The sequence below is a fragment of the Acrocarpospora macrocephala genome (assembly GCF_009687865.1).
Lineage (GTDB): Bacteria > Actinomycetota > Actinomycetes > Streptosporangiales > Streptosporangiaceae > Acrocarpospora > Acrocarpospora macrocephala.
In genome coordinates this window covers 23,985-38,727 of the sequence record NZ_BLAE01000093.1, presented here as the reverse complement: position 1 = coordinate 38,727, position 14,743 = coordinate 23,985, and the positions used below count along the sequence as shown (strand labels likewise).

25 protein-coding genes are annotated in these 14,743 nt (G+C 66.6%); all 25 read left to right on the top strand.

The features are described 5' to 3' along the window. Window positions 1-426 precede the first annotated feature (426 nt). The gene (rpsL, locus tag Amac_RS48710; protein WP_030451506.1) at window positions 427-801 is read left to right on the top strand and encodes a 30S ribosomal protein S12; all 375 of its coding nucleotides are present in this window, start codon (window positions 427-429) and stop codon (window positions 799-801) included. Beyond that, window positions 801-1,271, top strand: a complete 471-nt coding sequence (rpsG, locus tag Amac_RS48705) for a 30S ribosomal protein S7 (RefSeq protein WP_155351275.1) — start codon at window positions 801-803, stop codon at window positions 1,269-1,271. The genes rpsL and rpsG overlap by 1 nt, the downstream gene beginning before the upstream one ends. Window positions 1,272-1,355: 84 nt before the next feature. Beyond that, the gene (gene fusA, locus Amac_RS48700) at window positions 1,356-3,404 is read left to right on the top strand and encodes an elongation factor G (protein ID WP_373869949.1); all 2,049 of its coding nucleotides are present in this window, start codon (window positions 1,356-1,358) and stop codon (window positions 3,402-3,404) included. A gap of 56 nt (window positions 3,405-3,460) precedes the next feature. Continuing rightward, the gene (gene tuf, locus Amac_RS48695; protein WP_155361233.1) at window positions 3,461-4,654 is read left to right on the top strand and encodes an elongation factor Tu; all 1,194 of its coding nucleotides are present in this window, start codon (window positions 3,461-3,463) and stop codon (window positions 4,652-4,654) included. Window positions 4,655-4,899: 245 nt separating this feature from the next. Continuing rightward, window positions 4,900-5,208: a 30S ribosomal protein S10 gene (gene rpsJ / locus Amac_RS48690; protein WP_012887830.1), complete on the top strand. Its 309-nt coding sequence runs from the start codon at window positions 4,900-4,902 to the stop codon at window positions 5,206-5,208. Window positions 5,209-5,222: 14 nt separating this feature from the next. Then, the gene (rplC, locus tag Amac_RS48685; protein ID WP_155361232.1) at window positions 5,223-5,876 is read left to right on the top strand and encodes a 50S ribosomal protein L3; all 654 of its coding nucleotides are present in this window, start codon (window positions 5,223-5,225) and stop codon (window positions 5,874-5,876) included. Beyond that, window positions 5,873-6,523, top strand: coding sequence for a 50S ribosomal protein L4 (gene rplD / locus Amac_RS48680; protein ID WP_155361231.1), 651 nt, complete (start codon window positions 5,873-5,875; stop codon window positions 6,521-6,523). The genes rplC and rplD overlap by 4 nt, the downstream gene beginning before the upstream one ends. After that, window positions 6,523-6,825: a 50S ribosomal protein L23 gene (gene rplW, locus Amac_RS48675; RefSeq protein ID WP_155351280.1), complete on the top strand. Its 303-nt coding sequence runs from the start codon at window positions 6,523-6,525 to the stop codon at window positions 6,823-6,825. Before rplD ends, rplW begins: the two co-directional genes overlap by 1 nt. An 84-nt stretch (window positions 6,826-6,909) precedes the next feature. Further along, entirely contained in the window at window positions 6,910-7,746 is an 837-nt protein-coding gene (gene rplB / locus Amac_RS48670) for a 50S ribosomal protein L2 (protein WP_155336851.1), read from the top strand. An 11-nt stretch (window positions 7,747-7,757) separates the two neighbouring features. After that, on the top strand, window positions 7,758-8,036 hold the full coding sequence (gene rpsS / locus Amac_RS48665) for a 30S ribosomal protein S19 (protein WP_132617246.1): 279 nt from the start codon (window positions 7,758-7,760) through the stop codon (window positions 8,034-8,036). Between the two features lie 28 nt (window positions 8,037-8,064). Beyond that, on the top strand, window positions 8,065-8,418 hold the full coding sequence (gene rplV, locus Amac_RS48660; RefSeq protein ID WP_155336850.1) for a 50S ribosomal protein L22: 354 nt from the start codon (window positions 8,065-8,067) through the stop codon (window positions 8,416-8,418). Continuing rightward, window positions 8,418-9,290, top strand: a complete 873-nt coding sequence (rpsC, locus tag Amac_RS48655) for a 30S ribosomal protein S3 (protein ID WP_155351282.1) — start codon at window positions 8,418-8,420, stop codon at window positions 9,288-9,290. Before rplV ends, rpsC begins: the two co-directional genes overlap by 1 nt. A 2-nt stretch (window positions 9,291-9,292) precedes the next feature. Beyond that, complete coding sequence (gene rplP / locus Amac_RS48650; protein WP_155351283.1) at window positions 9,293-9,712, top strand: 50S ribosomal protein L16; 420 nt, start codon at window positions 9,293-9,295, stop codon at window positions 9,710-9,712. Beyond that, complete coding sequence (gene rpmC / locus Amac_RS48645; protein ID WP_155336847.1) at window positions 9,712-9,948, top strand: 50S ribosomal protein L29; 237 nt, start codon at window positions 9,712-9,714, stop codon at window positions 9,946-9,948. The genes rplP and rpmC overlap by 1 nt, the downstream gene beginning before the upstream one ends. Continuing rightward, window positions 9,941-10,225, top strand: a complete 285-nt coding sequence (rpsQ, locus tag Amac_RS48640) for a 30S ribosomal protein S17 (protein ID WP_155351284.1) — start codon at window positions 9,941-9,943, stop codon at window positions 10,223-10,225. Before rpmC ends, rpsQ begins: the two co-directional genes overlap by 8 nt. A 174-nt stretch (window positions 10,226-10,399) precedes the next feature. Beyond that, window positions 10,400-10,768 (top strand): 50S ribosomal protein L14, encoded by a 369-nt coding sequence (rplN, locus tag Amac_RS48635; protein ID WP_055482781.1) that lies wholly within the window; start codon window positions 10,400-10,402, stop codon window positions 10,766-10,768. Window positions 10,769-10,780: 12 nt separating this feature from the next. Then, window positions 10,781-11,104: a 50S ribosomal protein L24 gene (gene rplX / locus Amac_RS48630; RefSeq protein WP_155361235.1), complete on the top strand. Its 324-nt coding sequence runs from the start codon at window positions 10,781-10,783 to the stop codon at window positions 11,102-11,104. After that, on the top strand, window positions 11,104-11,673 hold the full coding sequence (gene rplE / locus Amac_RS48625) for a 50S ribosomal protein L5 (RefSeq protein WP_155351285.1): 570 nt from the start codon (window positions 11,104-11,106) through the stop codon (window positions 11,671-11,673). Before rplX ends, rplE begins: the two co-directional genes overlap by 1 nt. Window positions 11,674-11,675: 2 nt before the next feature. After that, window positions 11,676-11,861: a type Z 30S ribosomal protein S14 gene (locus tag Amac_RS48620; RefSeq protein ID WP_155336843.1), complete on the top strand. Its 186-nt coding sequence runs from the start codon at window positions 11,676-11,678 to the stop codon at window positions 11,859-11,861. Between the two features lie 94 nt (window positions 11,862-11,955). After that, entirely contained in the window at window positions 11,956-12,354 is a 399-nt protein-coding gene (rpsH, locus tag Amac_RS48615; RefSeq protein WP_155361230.1) for a 30S ribosomal protein S8, read from the top strand. Between the two features lie 18 nt (window positions 12,355-12,372). Beyond that, window positions 12,373-12,915 carry a 50S ribosomal protein L6 gene (rplF, locus tag Amac_RS48610; RefSeq protein ID WP_155361229.1) on the top strand — a complete coding sequence of 181 codons (543 nt, stop codon included), beginning with the start codon at window positions 12,373-12,375 and terminating at the stop codon, window positions 12,913-12,915. A 1-nt stretch (window position 12,916) separates the two neighbouring features. Next, window positions 12,917-13,294 carry a 50S ribosomal protein L18 gene (gene rplR, locus Amac_RS48605; RefSeq protein ID WP_155361228.1) on the top strand — a complete coding sequence of 126 codons (378 nt, stop codon included), beginning with the start codon at window positions 12,917-12,919 and terminating at the stop codon, window positions 13,292-13,294. Between the two features lie 67 nt (window positions 13,295-13,361). Next, a complete protein-coding gene (gene rpsE / locus Amac_RS48600; RefSeq protein ID WP_155361227.1) occupies window positions 13,362-13,994 on the top strand; it encodes a 30S ribosomal protein S5 in 633 nt (210 codons plus the stop codon). 3 nt (window positions 13,995-13,997) lie between these two features. After that, a complete protein-coding gene (gene rpmD, locus Amac_RS48595; RefSeq protein WP_030451484.1) occupies window positions 13,998-14,180 on the top strand; it encodes a 50S ribosomal protein L30 in 183 nt (60 codons plus the stop codon). A gap of 2 nt (window positions 14,181-14,182) precedes the next feature. Next, on the top strand, window positions 14,183-14,638 hold the full coding sequence (rplO, locus tag Amac_RS48590) for a 50S ribosomal protein L15 (protein WP_155361226.1): 456 nt from the start codon (window positions 14,183-14,185) through the stop codon (window positions 14,636-14,638). The last annotated feature ends 105 nt before the right edge of the window (window positions 14,639-14,743 follow it).

Below are 14,743 nucleotides of genomic sequence, written 5' to 3'. Positions count from 1 at the left end.
GGCGGAGCCCGGGGGAAGCAAAGGAGGCTGGGTGGGTGGGAGAACCCGGGGTTTGGGGGAAATGGTCGGGGGAGTCGGGGTGGCGGGGTAAACTGGTGGCGGACTCAATTTCGGCCTGCGTGAGAAAGGTGGGCCGGGGACCCGGGCACGGGATCCCGATGACCCGCTGAGCGCGGCCGTTTTGACGTGTTGCGGGGGGCTGGGTAGTCTTGCTCTTCGTGCCCATGGTTCGTGGGTCCGCATGCGTGCGCGCAGGTAGCGCCGCGTGGCTCTCTCCAAATCCAGCAAGGGTGTAACGCGATTAGATCGCGACACGCCCGACCGCGTGGGTCGGCGGAGAGGGAAAACCAGCAGGTCATGACACCGGCAGCACCTGCGAAAAAGCATGTCACCGTATCACCGGCATAGGCACGAAACGGAGTTGTAGTGCCCACGATTCAGCAGTTGGTCCGCAAGGGCCGGCAGGACAAGGTCTCCAAGACCAAGACTCCTGCGCTCAAGGGCAGCCCGCAGCGGCGCGGCGTCTGCACCCGCGTCTACACCACCACCCCGAAGAAGCCGAACTCGGCGCTTCGGAAGGTCGCGCGTGTCCGCCTGACCAACGGCATCGAGGTCACGGCCTACATCCCTGGTGTGGGTCACAACCTGCAGGAGCACTCGATCGTGCTCGTCCGTGGCGGTCGTGTGAAGGACCTCCCCGGCGTTCGCTACAAGATCATCCGCGGCTCGCTCGACACCCAGGGCGTCCGCAACCGCAAGCAGGCTCGCAGCCGCTACGGCGCCAAGAAGGAGAAGAAGTAATGCCTCGCAAGGGTTCTCCTGGGCGTCGCCAGCTCATGTCCGACCCGGTGCACAACTCGCCGCTGGTCACCGCCCTGATCAACAAGGTCCTCCTGGACGGCAAGCGCTCGATCGCCCAGTCGATCGTGTACGGCGCCCTCGAGGGTTGCAAGGATAAGACCGGCAACGACCCGGTCGTCACGCTCAAGCGCGCTCTCGACAACGTCAAGCCGACTCTCGAGGTCCGCAGCCGTCGGGTCGGTGGCGCCACGTACCAGGTTCCGGTCGAGGTGCGCGCGGCGCGCAGCACCACCCTGGCCCTGCGCTGGCTGGTGCAGTACTCCCGCGCCCGCCGCGAGAAGACCATGACCGAGCGCCTCATGAACGAGCTCCTCGACGCCAGCAACGGCCTCGGCGCGAGTGTCAAGAAGCGCGAGGACACCCACAAGATGGCCGAGTCCAACAAGGCCTTCGCTCACTACCGCTGGTAGCCGGGCGCACCACCAAGCAAAGGACGCAGAGAAGTGGCCACCCAACTGGCTCTTGACCTGGCCAAGGTCCGCAACATCGGGATCATGGCCCATATCGACGCGGGCAAGACCACCACGACCGAGCGCATCCTGTTCTACACCGGGATCAACTACAAGATCGGTGAAGTTCATGAGGGCGCTGCCACCATGGACTGGATGGAGCAGGAGCAGGAGCGCGGCATCACCATCACCTCCGCCGCGACGACCTGCGAGTGGCTCGGTCACACCATCAACATCATCGACACCCCGGGGCACGTCGACTTCACCATCGAGGTGGAGCGCTCGCTCCGCGTCCTCGACGGCGCCGTCGCCGTGTTCGACGCTGTCGCGGGTGTCGAGCCGCAGTCGGAGACGGTGTGGCGCCAGGCTGACCGTTACGGCGTGCCACGCATCTGCTTCGTGAACAAGATGGACCGGGTCGGCGCGGAGTTCCACCGCTGCGTCGACATGATGGTCAGCCGTCTCGCGGCCACCCCGGCCGTCATCCAGCTTCCCTGGGGCGTCGAGTCCGACTTCAAGGGCATCATCGACCTGGTGAAGATGAAGGGCCTCCTCTGGAGCGCCGAGGCGGCCAAGGGCGAGATGTACGACGTCGTCGACATCCCGACCGACCACGTCGAGATCGCGCGCGAGTGGCGCGACAAGCTGGTCGAGACCGTGGCCGAGAACGACGACGAGCTGATGGAGCTCTTCCTCGAGGGCATCGAGCCCACCGAGGAGCAGCTGGTCGCGGCGATCCGCCGGGCCACGCTGACCAGCGCCATCAACCCGGTCCTGACCGGCACCGCGTTCAAGAACAAGGGCGTGCAGCCGCTGCTCGACGCGATCGTGGCCTACCTGCCCGCGCCGATCGACCTCCCGGCCTTCCAGGGCCACGCGGTCGGCAAGGAAGACCAGATCGTCGAGCGCAGCTCGGACGTGAACGAGCCGTTCTCGGCGCTCGCGTTCAAGATCATGAGCGACCAGCACCTGGGCCGCCTCACCTACATCCGGATCTACTCCGGCACCCTGGAGACCGGCACCGGCGTGGTGAACTCGGTCAAGGGCCGCAAGGAGCGGATCGGCAAGATCTACCAGATGCACGCGAACAAGCGCGAGGAGCGCCCGTCCGCGCACGCCGGTCAGATCGTCGCCGTGATGGGCCTCAAGGACACCACCACCGGGGACACCCTGTGCGATCCGGCCCACCCGGTCGTGCTGGAGTCGATGACGTTCCCGGCGCCGGTCATCAGCGTCGCGATCGAGCCGAAGACCAAGGGTGACCAGGAGAAGCTCGGCACCGCCATCCAGCGCCTGGCCGAGGAGGACCCGTCCTTCCAGGTCCGCCGCGACGAGGAGACCGGCCAGACCGTGATCCACGGCATGGGCGAGCTGCACCTGGAGATCCTGGTCGACCGCATGCGCCGCGAGTTCAAGGTCGAGGCGAACGTCGGTCGTCCGCAGGTGGCGTACCGGGAGACCATCCGCCGCAAGGTGGAGAAGGTCGACTACGTGCACAAGAAGCAGACCGGTGGCTCCGGCCAGTTCGCCAAGGTCATCATCGACCTTGAGCCGCTGGGCGAGGGCAACGACGGGTACGAGTTCGAGAACAAGGTCTCCGGTGGCCGCATCCCGCGGGAGTACATCCCGTCGGTGGACGCGGGCGCCCAGCAGGCCGCCGAGTTCGGCGTTCTCGCCGGCTACCCGATGGTAGGCGTGAAGGTCACCCTTCAGGACGGGGCTTTCCACGAAGTGGACTCCTCTGAAATGGCCTTCAAGATGGCCGGCTCGATGGCCTTCAAGGAGGCCGCCCGCAAGGCCGACCCCGTGCTCCTCGAACCGATGATGGCCGTGGAGGTCACCACGCCCGAGGACTACATGGGCGACGTCATCGGCGACCTGAACGGCCGCCGGGGGCAGATCCAGGCCATGGACGAGCGGGCTGGTGCCCGCGTCATCAAGGCGCTCGTGCCGCTGTCCGAGATGTTCGGGTATGTGGGTGACCTGCGGAGCAAGACGCAGGGTCGCGCGAGCTACAGCATGCAGTTCGACTCTTACGCGGAGGTGCCTCCGGGCATCGCCAAGGAGATCGTCGCTAAGGTCCGGGGCGAGTAGCCCCAGGCCTGTTGGAAGACGAAAGTCAAGTCAGAAATCTCTAAGGAGACAGACCAGTGGCCAAGGCCAAGTTCGAGCGGAACAAGCCGCACGTGAACATCGGCACCATTGGGCACATCGACCACGGCAAGACCACTCTGACCGCGGCGATCACCAAGGTGCTTCACGACCGTTACCCGCAGCTCAACGAGGCGACCCCGTTCGACAAGATCGACAAGGCGCCCGAGGAGAAGGCGCGTGGCATCACCATCTCGATCGCGCACGTCGAGTACCAGACGGAGAAGCGCCACTACGCGCACGTCGACTGCCCTGGTCACGCCGACTACGTGAAGAACATGATCACGGGTGCCGCGCAGATGGACGGCGCGATCCTGGTGGTCGCCGCGACCGACGGTCCGATGCCGCAGACCAAGGAGCACGTGCTCCTGGCCCGCCAGGTCGGCGTTCCCTACATCGTGGTGGCCCTCAACAAGGCCGACATGGTGGACGACGAGGAGATCCTGGAGCTCGTCGAGCTCGAGGTCCGCGAGCTGCTCTCGGCTCAGGAGTTCCCCGGCGACGACCTGCCGGTGGTCCGCGTCTCCGCGCTGAAGGCGCTGGAGGGCGACGCGGCCTGGGGCGACTCGATCATCGAGCTCATGACCGCCGTGGACGAGAACGTCCCCGAGCCGGTCCGTGACACCGAGAAGCCGTTCCTGATGCCGATCGAGGACGTGTTCTCGATCACCGGTCGTGGCACCGTCGTCACCGGCCGGATCGAGCGCGGTGTCGTCAAGGTCAACGAGACCGTCGACATCATCGGCATCAAGGAGAAGCACACCACGACCACCGTCACCGGTGTCGAGATGTTCCGCAAGCTGCTCGACGAGGGCCAGGCCGGCGACAACGTCGGTCTGCTCCTGCGCGGCATCAAGCGCGAGGACGTCGAGCGTGGCCAGTGCATCATCAAGCCGGGCACGACCACCCCGCACACCGAGTTCGAGGCACAGGTCTACATCCTGTCCAAGGACGAGGGCGGCCGGCACACGCCGTTCTTCAACAACTACCGTCCCCAGTTCTACTTCCGGACGACGGACGTGACCGGCGTGGTGAACCTCCCCGAGGGCACCGAGATGGTCATGCCCGGGGACAACACCGAGATGAACGTCAGCCTCATCCAGCCGATCGCGATGGAGGACGGACTCAAGTTCGCCATCCGCGAAGGTGGCCGCACCGTCGGCGCCGGACGAGTCACGAAGATCATCAAGTAGTACCAGGCGGCCGGGTCCACCAGGACCCGGCCGCACCCCGTGATGCCGCAGTCCCTTCGGAGGAATCCGAAGGAGCTGCCGGATCACGGATTAATGAGAAAGTCGTGAACTGGACAGCCGCAGCAGTGAATCGCCTGGTCGGCGGTCATGCGGCTGGCTATGGGACGGGTTTCTCATTAACTAGCTAAGCGGCAACCTGCCGCACGTTACTTGTTCAGACGACAGCGAAGGACACCGAGGCCATTATGGCGGGACAGAAGATCCGCATCCGGCTCAAGGCGTATGACCACGAGGTCATCGACAGCTCGGCCAAGAAGATCGTCGAGACGGTGACGCGTACCGGCGCGAAGGTCGCGGGCCCGGTGCCGCTGCCGACCGAGAAGAACGTGTACTGCGTCATCCGTTCGCCGCACAAGTACAAGGACAGCCGCGAGCACTTTGAGATGCGCACGCACAAGCGGCTGATTGACATCATCGACCCGACACCCAAGACCGTCGACTCGCTCATGCGGCTCGACCTGCCCGCGGGTGTCGACATCTCGATCAAGCTCTGAGGGAACGCACTGACATGGCTAAGCAGATCAAGGGCGTCCTGGGCAAGAAGCTCGGCATGACCCAGGTCTTCGACGAGGGCAACCGGATGGTTCCGGTGACCGTCGTCGAGGCCGGTCCGTGCGTGGTGACCAGGGTCCGCACGGAAGAGCGCGACGGCTACGCCGCCGTACAGCTCGGTTACGGGCAGGTCGACCCGCGCAAGGTCAACAAGCCGCTCGGCGACTACCTGCGCAAGCACGACATCACCCCGCGCCGCTTCTTCGTCGAGGTACGCACCGACGACGCCTCCGACTACACCCTGGGCCAGGAAGTCCTCGCGGACACCTTCGAGGCCGGCCAGCACGTCGACGTGACGGGCAAGAGCAAGGGCAAGGGCTTCGCGGGCGTCATGAAGCGCCACAACTTCAAGGGTCTCAGCGCCTCGCACGGCACCCAGCGCAAGCACCGCTCGCCTGGTTCCATCGGCGGCTGCGCCACTCCGGGCCGCGTCTTCAAGGGCCTGCGCATGGCCGGTCGGATGGGCAACGTCCGCACCACCATCCAGAGCCTGAAGGTGCACGCCGTGGACGTCGAGAAGAATCTCATCCTGATCAAGGGTGCGATTCCCGGCGCCAACGGCAGCCTGGTCCTCATCCGTACCGCAGCCAAGAAGGGGGCCGGCAAATGAGCACGATTGACGTTCTCGACGCCAGTGGCGCCAAGACGGGCAGCAGTGTGGACCTGCCGGAGGACATCTTCGGTGTCAAGGTCAACATCCCGCTGATCCACCAGGTCGTCGTGGCCCAGCTGGCCGCGCGCCGGCAGGGCACCCACGCCACCAAGACCCGCGGCCAGGTCCGCGGCGGTGGCAAGAAGCCGTACCGGCAGAAGGGCACCGGCCGGGCCCGCCAGGGTTCCACCCGGGCGCCGCAGTTCACCGGCGGTGGCACCGTGCACGGCCCGCAGCCGCGCTCGTACGAGCAGAAGACGCCCAAGAAGATGAAGGCCGCCGCGCTTCGCGGCGCGCTGTCGGACCGCGCGGGCGGCGGCCGGGTGCACGTGGTGAGCGAGCTGGTCACGGGCGAGACGCCCAAGACCAAGACCGCGCTCCAGGCGCTTCGCAAGATCACCGAGGCGCGCAGCGTGCTCGTCGTGGTCGGCGAGGACGACGAGATCACCTGGCTGAGCCTGCGCAACGCCCCGGAGGTCCACCTGCTGGACGCCGGGCAGCTGAACACCTATGACGTGCTGTGCCACGACGACGTCGTCTTCACGCAGGAGGCGTACGACACGGTGGTGGCGCGGCTCGCGAAGAGCGGGAAGGAAGAGGCCTGATGCAGAAGATCGCCGACCCGCGCGACATCATCATCAAGCCGATCGTCTCTGAGAAGAGCTACGGCCTGATCGACGAGCACAACAAGTACACGTTCCTGGTTCGGCAGGGGGTGAACAAGACGCAGGTGAAGATCGCCATCGAGCAGATCTTCGGGGTCAAGGTGACCAGCGTCAACACCATCAACCGCCAGGGCAAGCGCAAGCGGACCCGGTTCGGATACGGCCAGCGTCCGGCTACCAAGCGCGCGATCGTGAGCCTGGCCGAAGGCGAGCGTATCGACATCTTCGGCCAGATCGGCTGAGGCTGAAGCTGCACGTCAGCACCGAGGGGGACCGCCGGGCGGCGGACCCCCGCCGGTATGAATCGACAAGGATGAACGAAAAAGATGGGCATCCGTAAATACAAGCCGACGACCCCGGGTCGCCGCGGCGCGAGTGTCTCGGACTTCGCCGAGATCACGCGCAGCACGCCCGAGAAGTCGCTGCTTGCTCCCCTGCACAGCAAGGGCGGCCGCAACGTCCACGGCCGGGTCACGGCCCGGCACCAGGGCGGCGGTCACAAGCGCGCCTACCGGATCATCGATTTCCGCAGGCACGACAAGGACGGGATCCCGGCCAAGGTCGCTCACATCGAGTACGACCCGAACCGCACCTCCCGCATCGCCCTGCTGCACTACGCCGACGGCGAGAAGCGCTACATCCTCGCGCCGACCGGCATCAAGCAGGGTGACCGCATCGAGAACGGTCCCGGCGCCGACATCAAGCCGGGCAACTGCCTGCCGCTGCGCAACATCCCGACCGGTACCTTCATCCACGCGGTGGAGCTCCGCCCGGGCGGCGGCGCCAAGCTGGGCCGCAGCGCCGGCGCGCAGATCCAGCTGCTGGCCAAGGAGGGCACCTACGCCACGCTGCGTATGCCGTCCGGTGAAATGCGTCAGGTCGATGTGCGCTGCCGGGCCTCCGTCGGACAGGTCGGCAACGCCGAGCAGGCCAACATCAACATCGGCAAGGCGGGCCGCAACCGGTGGAAGGGCAAGCGCCCGACCGTCCGCGGTGTCGCCATGAACCCCGTCGACCACCCGCACGGTGGTGGCGAGGGCAAGACCTCCGGTGGTCGCCACCCGGTCAACCCCAACGGCAAGCCCGAGGGACGGACCCGGCAGGCGAACAAGGCCAGCGACCGGCTGATCATCCGACGTCGGAGCAAGAGGAAGAAGCGGTAGGAGCAGCCGAAATGCCACGTAGCCTTAAGAAGGGTCCCTTCGTGGACGATCACCTTCAGAAGAAGGTCGACGTCCAGAACGAGAAGGGCACCAAGACCGTCATCAAGACGTGGTCGCGGCGCTCCATGATCGTGCCCGACATGCTCGGGCACACGATCGCCGTGCACGACGGCCGCAAGCACGTCCCGGTGTTCATCACCGAGTCGATGATCGGCCACAAGCTCGGGGAGTTCGCGCCTACGCGGACCTTCCGCAGCCACGTCAAGGAAGACCGCCGCAGTCGGCGGTAGCGCCTTCATAAGCAACTAGGAGACAGCGATGGAAGCCAGGGCACAGGCGCGGTACGCGCGCCACACGCCCCGGAAGGCCCGCCGGGTGGTGGACCTCATTCGCGGCCTGCCCGCTTCGGAGGCGCAGGCCGTACTGCAGTTCGCCCCGCAGGCGGCGAGCGAGACCGTTTACAAGGTGCTCTCGTCCGCCATGGCGAACGCCGAGCACAACTTCAAGCTCGACCGTGAGACGCTCGTCGTGAGCCGTGCGTGGGTGGACGAGGGACCGACGCTCAAGCGGTTCCGTCCCCGGGCCCAGGGTCGCGCCTATCGGATCAACAAGCGGACCAGCCACATCACCGTGATCGTGGAGTCCCGCGAGCCGAAGGGGAGGACCCGCTAGTGGGCCAGAAGGTTAACCCGCACGGGTTCCGTCTCGGTATCACGACCGACTTCAAGAGCCGGTGGTACGCCGACAAGCTGTACAAGGCGTACGTGGCCGAGGATGTCTCGATCCGCCGCATGCTGCAGAAGGGCATGGAGCGGGCCGGTATCTCCAAGGTCGAGATCGAGCGGACCACCGACCGCGTCCAGGTCGACATCCACACCGCCCGGCCGGGCATCGTCATCGGCCGTCGCGGCGCGGAGGCCGACCGCATCCGCGGCGACCTGGAGAAGCTGACCAAGAAGCAGGTCCAGCTCAACATCCTCGAGGTGAAGAACCCCGAGATCGACGCGCAGCTGGTCGCGCAGGGCGTGGCCGAGCAGCTCTCCAGCCGGGTCTCGTTCCGCCGCGCGATGCGCAAGGCGATGCAGTCCGCCATGAAGAGCGGCGCCAAGGGCATCCGGGTGCAGTGCTCGGGTCGCCTCGGCGGCGCGGAGATGTCCCGTTCGGAGTTCTACCGCGAGGGCCGCGTGCCCCTGCACACGCTCCGCGCGGACATCGACTACGGCTTCTACGAGGCCAAGACCACCTTCGGCCGGATCGGCGTGAAGGTGTGGATCTACAAGGGTGAGGCCCCGACCTCTCGCGCCGAGCGCGAGGCGGCGGCGGCCGGAGCCCGCGCGGGCCAGCGTCGCGAGCGTGACGACCGTCGCGGTGGCGGCGGTGGTGGCGGTGGCGCCGAGCGTCCTCGTCGCGGTGGTGGCGGTGATCGTCCCCGTCGTGGCGGCGCGGGCGGTGGCCGTACCGAACGCGCACCCCGTACCGAGGCGGCCGCGCAGGCCGCCCCTGAGAGCGGCCCGGCGGAGCAGCCGGGTGCTGAAGGGAGCTGACCATGCTGATCCCGCGCAGGGTCAAGCACCGTAAGCAGCACCGGCCCGACCGTCACGGCGCCGCCAAGGGCGGCACCAGGGTCGTGTTCGGCGAGTTCGGCATTCAGGCGCTGGAGCACTCCTACGTGACCAACCGCCAGATCGAGTCGGCTCGTATCGCCATGACCCGGCACATCCGCCGTGGCGGCAAGGTGTGGATCAACATCTACCCGGACCGCCCGCTCACCAAGAAGCCGGCCGAGACCCGCATGGGTTCCGGTAAGGGTTCGCCCGAGTGGTGGATCGCCAATGTCAAGCCCGGCCGCGTCATGTTCGAGCTGTCCGGTGTCCCCGAGACCATCGCCCGTGAGGCGATGCGCCGGGCCATCCACAAGCTGCCCATGAAGTGCCGGTTTATTAAGCGTGAAGTGGGTGAGGCGTGATGGCTAAGGGCCTGACCGCCGGTGAGCTGCGGGTGGAGGACCAGGAAGCCCTGGTCCAGAAGCTCAAGGAAGCCAAGGAGGAGCTGTTCAACCTCCGCTTCCAGTCAGCGACCGGTCAGTTGGAGAGCCACGGGCGGCTGCGTGCCGTCCGCCGCGAGATCGCCCGTATCTACACCGTGATGCGCGAGCGGGAGCTCGGCATCGTCACGGTCGAGAAGGAGTCGAGCGATGGCTGAAGCAACTGAGAACACCGAGAAGACCACGCGTAACTACCGCAAGACCCGCGAGGGCCTGGTGGTCAGCGACAAGATGGAGAAGACCGTCGTCGTCGCCGTCGAGGACCGCGTGAAGCACCCGCTGTACGGCAAGGTCATCCGCCGTACCACGAAGTACAAGGCGCACGACGAGGCCAACACGGCCGGGGTCGGCGACCGCGTGCTCCTGATGGAGACCCGGCCGCTGTCCGCCACCAAGCGGTGGCGGGTCGTGGAAGTGCTCGAACGCGCCAAGTAACACAGACGCGCCTCGTGGGGGGTGGGTGACCGCCCCCCATGGTGGTGTCCAAGGGGCCGCACGGCCCGCCTGCGGCGACGGTTCCACGCGGACTGACGTCGGGGGAAAAAGACCACATTGGTTCCGCCAGGCTCATCCCCGGATGAGAACCGGCGAGACACACAGGAGTTAGACGTGATCCAGCAGGAGTCGCGACTCAAGGTCGCCGACAACACGGGTGCCAAGGAGATTCTCTGCATCCGCGTGCTCGGTGGCTCGGGCCGGCGCTACGCGGGGATCGGCGACATCATCGTTGCGACGGTGAAGGACGCCATCCCGGGCGGCGGCGTGAAGAAGGGCGACGTCGTCAAGGCCGTCGTCGTGCGCACCGTCAAGGAGCGCAGGCGGCCGGACGGTTCGTACATCCGCTTCGACGAGAACGCGGCGGTCATCATCAAGGACAGCGGTGACCCCCGGGGCACGCGTATCTTCGGCCCGGTGGGCCGCGAGCTGCGTGACAAGAAGTTCATGCGCATCATCTCGCTCGCGCCGGAGGTGTTGTAAATGGCGAAGTCGCTGCATGTGAAGAAGGGCGACCTGGTTCAGGTCATCGCCGGCAAGGACAAGGGCGCCAAGGGCCGGGTGATCGTCGCGCTGCCCAGCGAGGACCGCGTGGTCGTCGAGGGCGTCAACATGATCAAGAAGCACTCCAAGGTGACCAACAACGGTCCGCGTGGCGCCCGCGAGGGCGGCGTGACCACCCTGGAGGCTCCCATCCACGTGAGCAACGTCAAGAAGCTCAAGGATGAGGACCTTAAGGATAAGGACAAGGATCACGAGGAGAAGCCCGCCAAGGCGTCGGCCAAGAAGGCCGCGGACGAGACGGGTGAGGACGACTGATGACTGCCCAGACGGAAGAGCGGGTCGCCCCGCGCCTCAAGCAGCGCTACCGCGAGGAGATCGTGGCGCAGCTGCGCGAGCAGTTCGGCATCGAGAACATCATGCTGGTGCCCGGTGTCACCAAGATCAAGGTGAACATGGGCGTCGGCGAGGCCGCGCGCGACTCCAAGCTCATCGAGGGCGCGGTCCGCGACCTCACCGCGATCACCGGCCAGAAGCCGGCCGTGGTCCGGGCCCGCAAGTCCATCGCGCAGTTCAAGCTGCGTGAGGGCATGCCCATCGGCGCGCACGTGACGCTGCGCGGCGACCGCATGTGGGAGTTCCTGGACCGGCTGCTGTCGCTGGCGCTGCCCCGTATCCGGGACTTCCGCGGCCTGTCGCCCAAGCAGTTCGACGGCCACGGCAACTACACCTTCGGTCTCACCGAGCAGGTCATGTTCCACGAGATCGACCAGGACAAGGTCGACCGCCAGCGCGGCATGGACATCACCGTGGTGACCACGGCGACCAACGACGAACAGGGCCGGGCGCTGCTGAAGCTCCTCGGCTTCCCCTTCAAGGAGGCCTGATCATGGCGAAGACGTCGCTGAAGGTCAAGGCAGCGCGTAAGCAGAAGTTCGACGTCCGCGCGTACACTCGCTGTACGCGGTGCGGACGCCCGCGTGCGGTCTACCGGAAGTTCGGCCTGTGCCGAGTCTGCTTCCGCGAGATGGCCCACCGGGGCGAGCTGCCCGGTATCACGAAGTCCAGCTGGTAAAGACCAGAGTCATATTCACCGGGTGTTCCTTTCGAACGCCCACGACCACACCGTAGGTCCCGCTGGGAAACCGCGGTGAGGAAGGCCGCCGGCCATGACGATGACCGACCCGATCGCGGACATGCTCACGCGTCTGCGTAACGCGAACTCGGCGTACCACGAATCCGTGAGCATGCCGTATTCGAAGATCAAGGCGCACATCGCCGAGATCCTCCAGCAGGAGGGTTACATCCAGGCCTGGACCGTCGAAGACGCCAAGGTCGGAAAGAACCTCGTGGTGGAGCTCAAGTTCGGGCCGACCAGGGAGCGCTCGCTCTCGGGCATCCGCCGGGTTTCCAAGCCCGGCCTGCGGGTCTACGCAAAGAAGGACAACCTGCCTCGGGTGCTGGGCGGGCTCGGCGTCGCGATCATCTCGACGTCGGGCGGGCTCATGACCGACAAGCAGGCCGGCAAGCGCGGAGTGGGCGGGGAAGTCCTCGCCTACGTTTGGTAAGAGGGGAGTAACCACAGCATGTCGCGAATCGGACGACTGCCCATCCCCGTACCGAGCGGTGTCGAGATCGCCATCGACGGCCGGGATGTCCAGGTCAAGGGCCCGAAGGGCACGCTTTCACACACGGTCGCCGAGCCCATCGAGGTCGCGCGCGCCGATGACGGCACCATCGCCGTCACCCGTCCCAACGACGAGAACAAGGTCCGCGCGCTGCACGGCCTGTCTCGGACCCTGATCGCCAACATGGTGAGCGGGGTCACCCAGGGATACACCAAGACGCTGGAGATCGTCGGCGTGGGTTACCGCGTGCAGGCCAAGGGCCCGACGCAGCTGGAGTTCGCACTGGGCTTCAGCCACCCCGTCGTCGTCGACGCTCCGGAGGGTGTCACCTTCCGGGTCGAGCGCCCCACGCTTTTCCACGTGGACGGCATCGACAAGCAGAAGGTCGGCGAGGTCGCCGCGAACATCCGCAAGCTGCGCAAGCCCGACCCGTACAAGGGCAAGGGCGTGCGCTACCAGGGTGAAGTTATCCGCCGCAAGGTCGGAAAGGCTGGTAAGTAAAATGGCCGCGAAGTACGGCAAGCACACCGCCGCTCGCGCCATTTCGCGAGCCCGTCGCCACCGTCGCGTGCGCAAGAAGGTCGTCGGGACCGTCGAGCGTCCGCGTCTGGTCGTCAACCGGTCCACCCGGCACATGTTCGTGCAGATCGTGGACGACACCGCCGGTCACACGCTGGTGAGCGCGTCCACGCTGGACGCCTCGCTCCGTACGGCGGAGGGCGACAAGACCGAGAAGGCCAAGCAGGTCGGCGCGCTCCTCGCTCAGCGGGCCAAGGCCGCCGGGATCTCCGCCGTGGTCTTCGACCGCGGTGGCAACCGCTACGCGGGCCGCCTGGCGGCGCTCGCCGATAGCGCCCGTGAAGGCGGGTTGGACTTCTGATGAATCCGATCCGAGGGTCGCAACTGATGACCACCCGTCTTATGAGCAATGAGAAGAGGAACCACTGATGGCTGGAGCTCCGCGTCGCGGTGCCGGCGGCGGTGGCGAGCGGCGGGAACGTCGTGACGATCGCCGCGGTGGCGCCCAGGACAAGGGCGTCTCTTACATCGAGCGCGTCGTGAAGATCAACCGAGTGGCCAAGGTCGTCAAGGGTGGCCGGCGCTTCAGCTTCACCGCGCTGGTCATCGTCGGCGATGGCAACGGCCTCGTCGGGGTCGGCTACGGCAAGGCCAAGGAGGTGCCCGCGGCGATCGCCAAGGGCGTCGAGGAGGCCAAGAAGCACTTCTTCAAGGTGCCGCGCATCCAGGGCACCATCCCGCACACCGTGCAGGGCGAGGACGCCGCTGGCGTCGTGCTCCTGCGGCCGGCCTCGCCCGGTACCGGTGTGATCGCGGGTGGCCCGGTGCGCGCGGTGCTGGAGTGCGCCGGGATCCACGACGTGCTGTCCAAGTCGCTCGGCTCGGACAACCCGATCAACATCGTGCACGCCACCGTGGCGGCGCTGAAGGGCCTGTCCCGGCCTGAGGAGATCGCGGCCCGCCGCGGTCTGCCGATCGAGGACGTCGCCCCCAAGCGGATGCTCAAGGCGCGCGCCGAGGGTCTCGCCGAGGCCGCCGCGGCGGCGAAGGCGGTGAGCTAGTCGATGGCTCGTCTGAAGATCACCCAGACCCGGTCGAAGATCGGTGGCAAGCAGAACCAGCGGGACTCGCTGCGCTCGCTGGGCCTGAAGCGCATCGGCGATGTCGTCGTCAAGGAGGACCGGCCCGAGATTCGCGGGATGGTCGCCGTGGTGACGCACCTCGTCGAGGTTGAAGAGGTCGACTAGTCATGACTGATAACACCCCGCTCAAGCCGCACGACCTGCGTCCGGCCCCGGGCGCCCACAAGTCCAAGGTCCGCAAGGGCCGCGGCGAGGGCTCCAAGGGCAAGACCGCCGGTCGCGGCACCAAGGGCACCAAGTCCCGGACGAACGTCCCGCTCGGCTTCGAAGGTGGCCAGGTTCCGCTCCAGCGGCGGCTGCCGAAGCTGAAGGGCTTCTCCAACTCGCTGTTCAAGACGACCTACCAGGTCGTCAACCTGGACCGGCTCGGCGAGCTGTTCCCCGCCGGCGGCGACGTCACGGTGGACACGCTGGTCGAGGCGGGCGCGGTTCGGAAGAACCAGCTCGTCAAGGTGCTGGGAACCGGCGACATCTCCGTGGCGTTGAACGTGCAGGCGCACGCCTTCTCCGCCAGCGCCAAGGAGAAGATCGCTGCCGCCGGTGGCTCCGTCACGGAGCTGTAAGCAGATGCATCACGAGGCGCGGGGGCTCGGAATGAGTTTCCGCGCCCGTAGTGCGTTAGAGTTCGCTGGACAGTGGGGTTCGTTCGCTGTCCACCCGTACAGTTT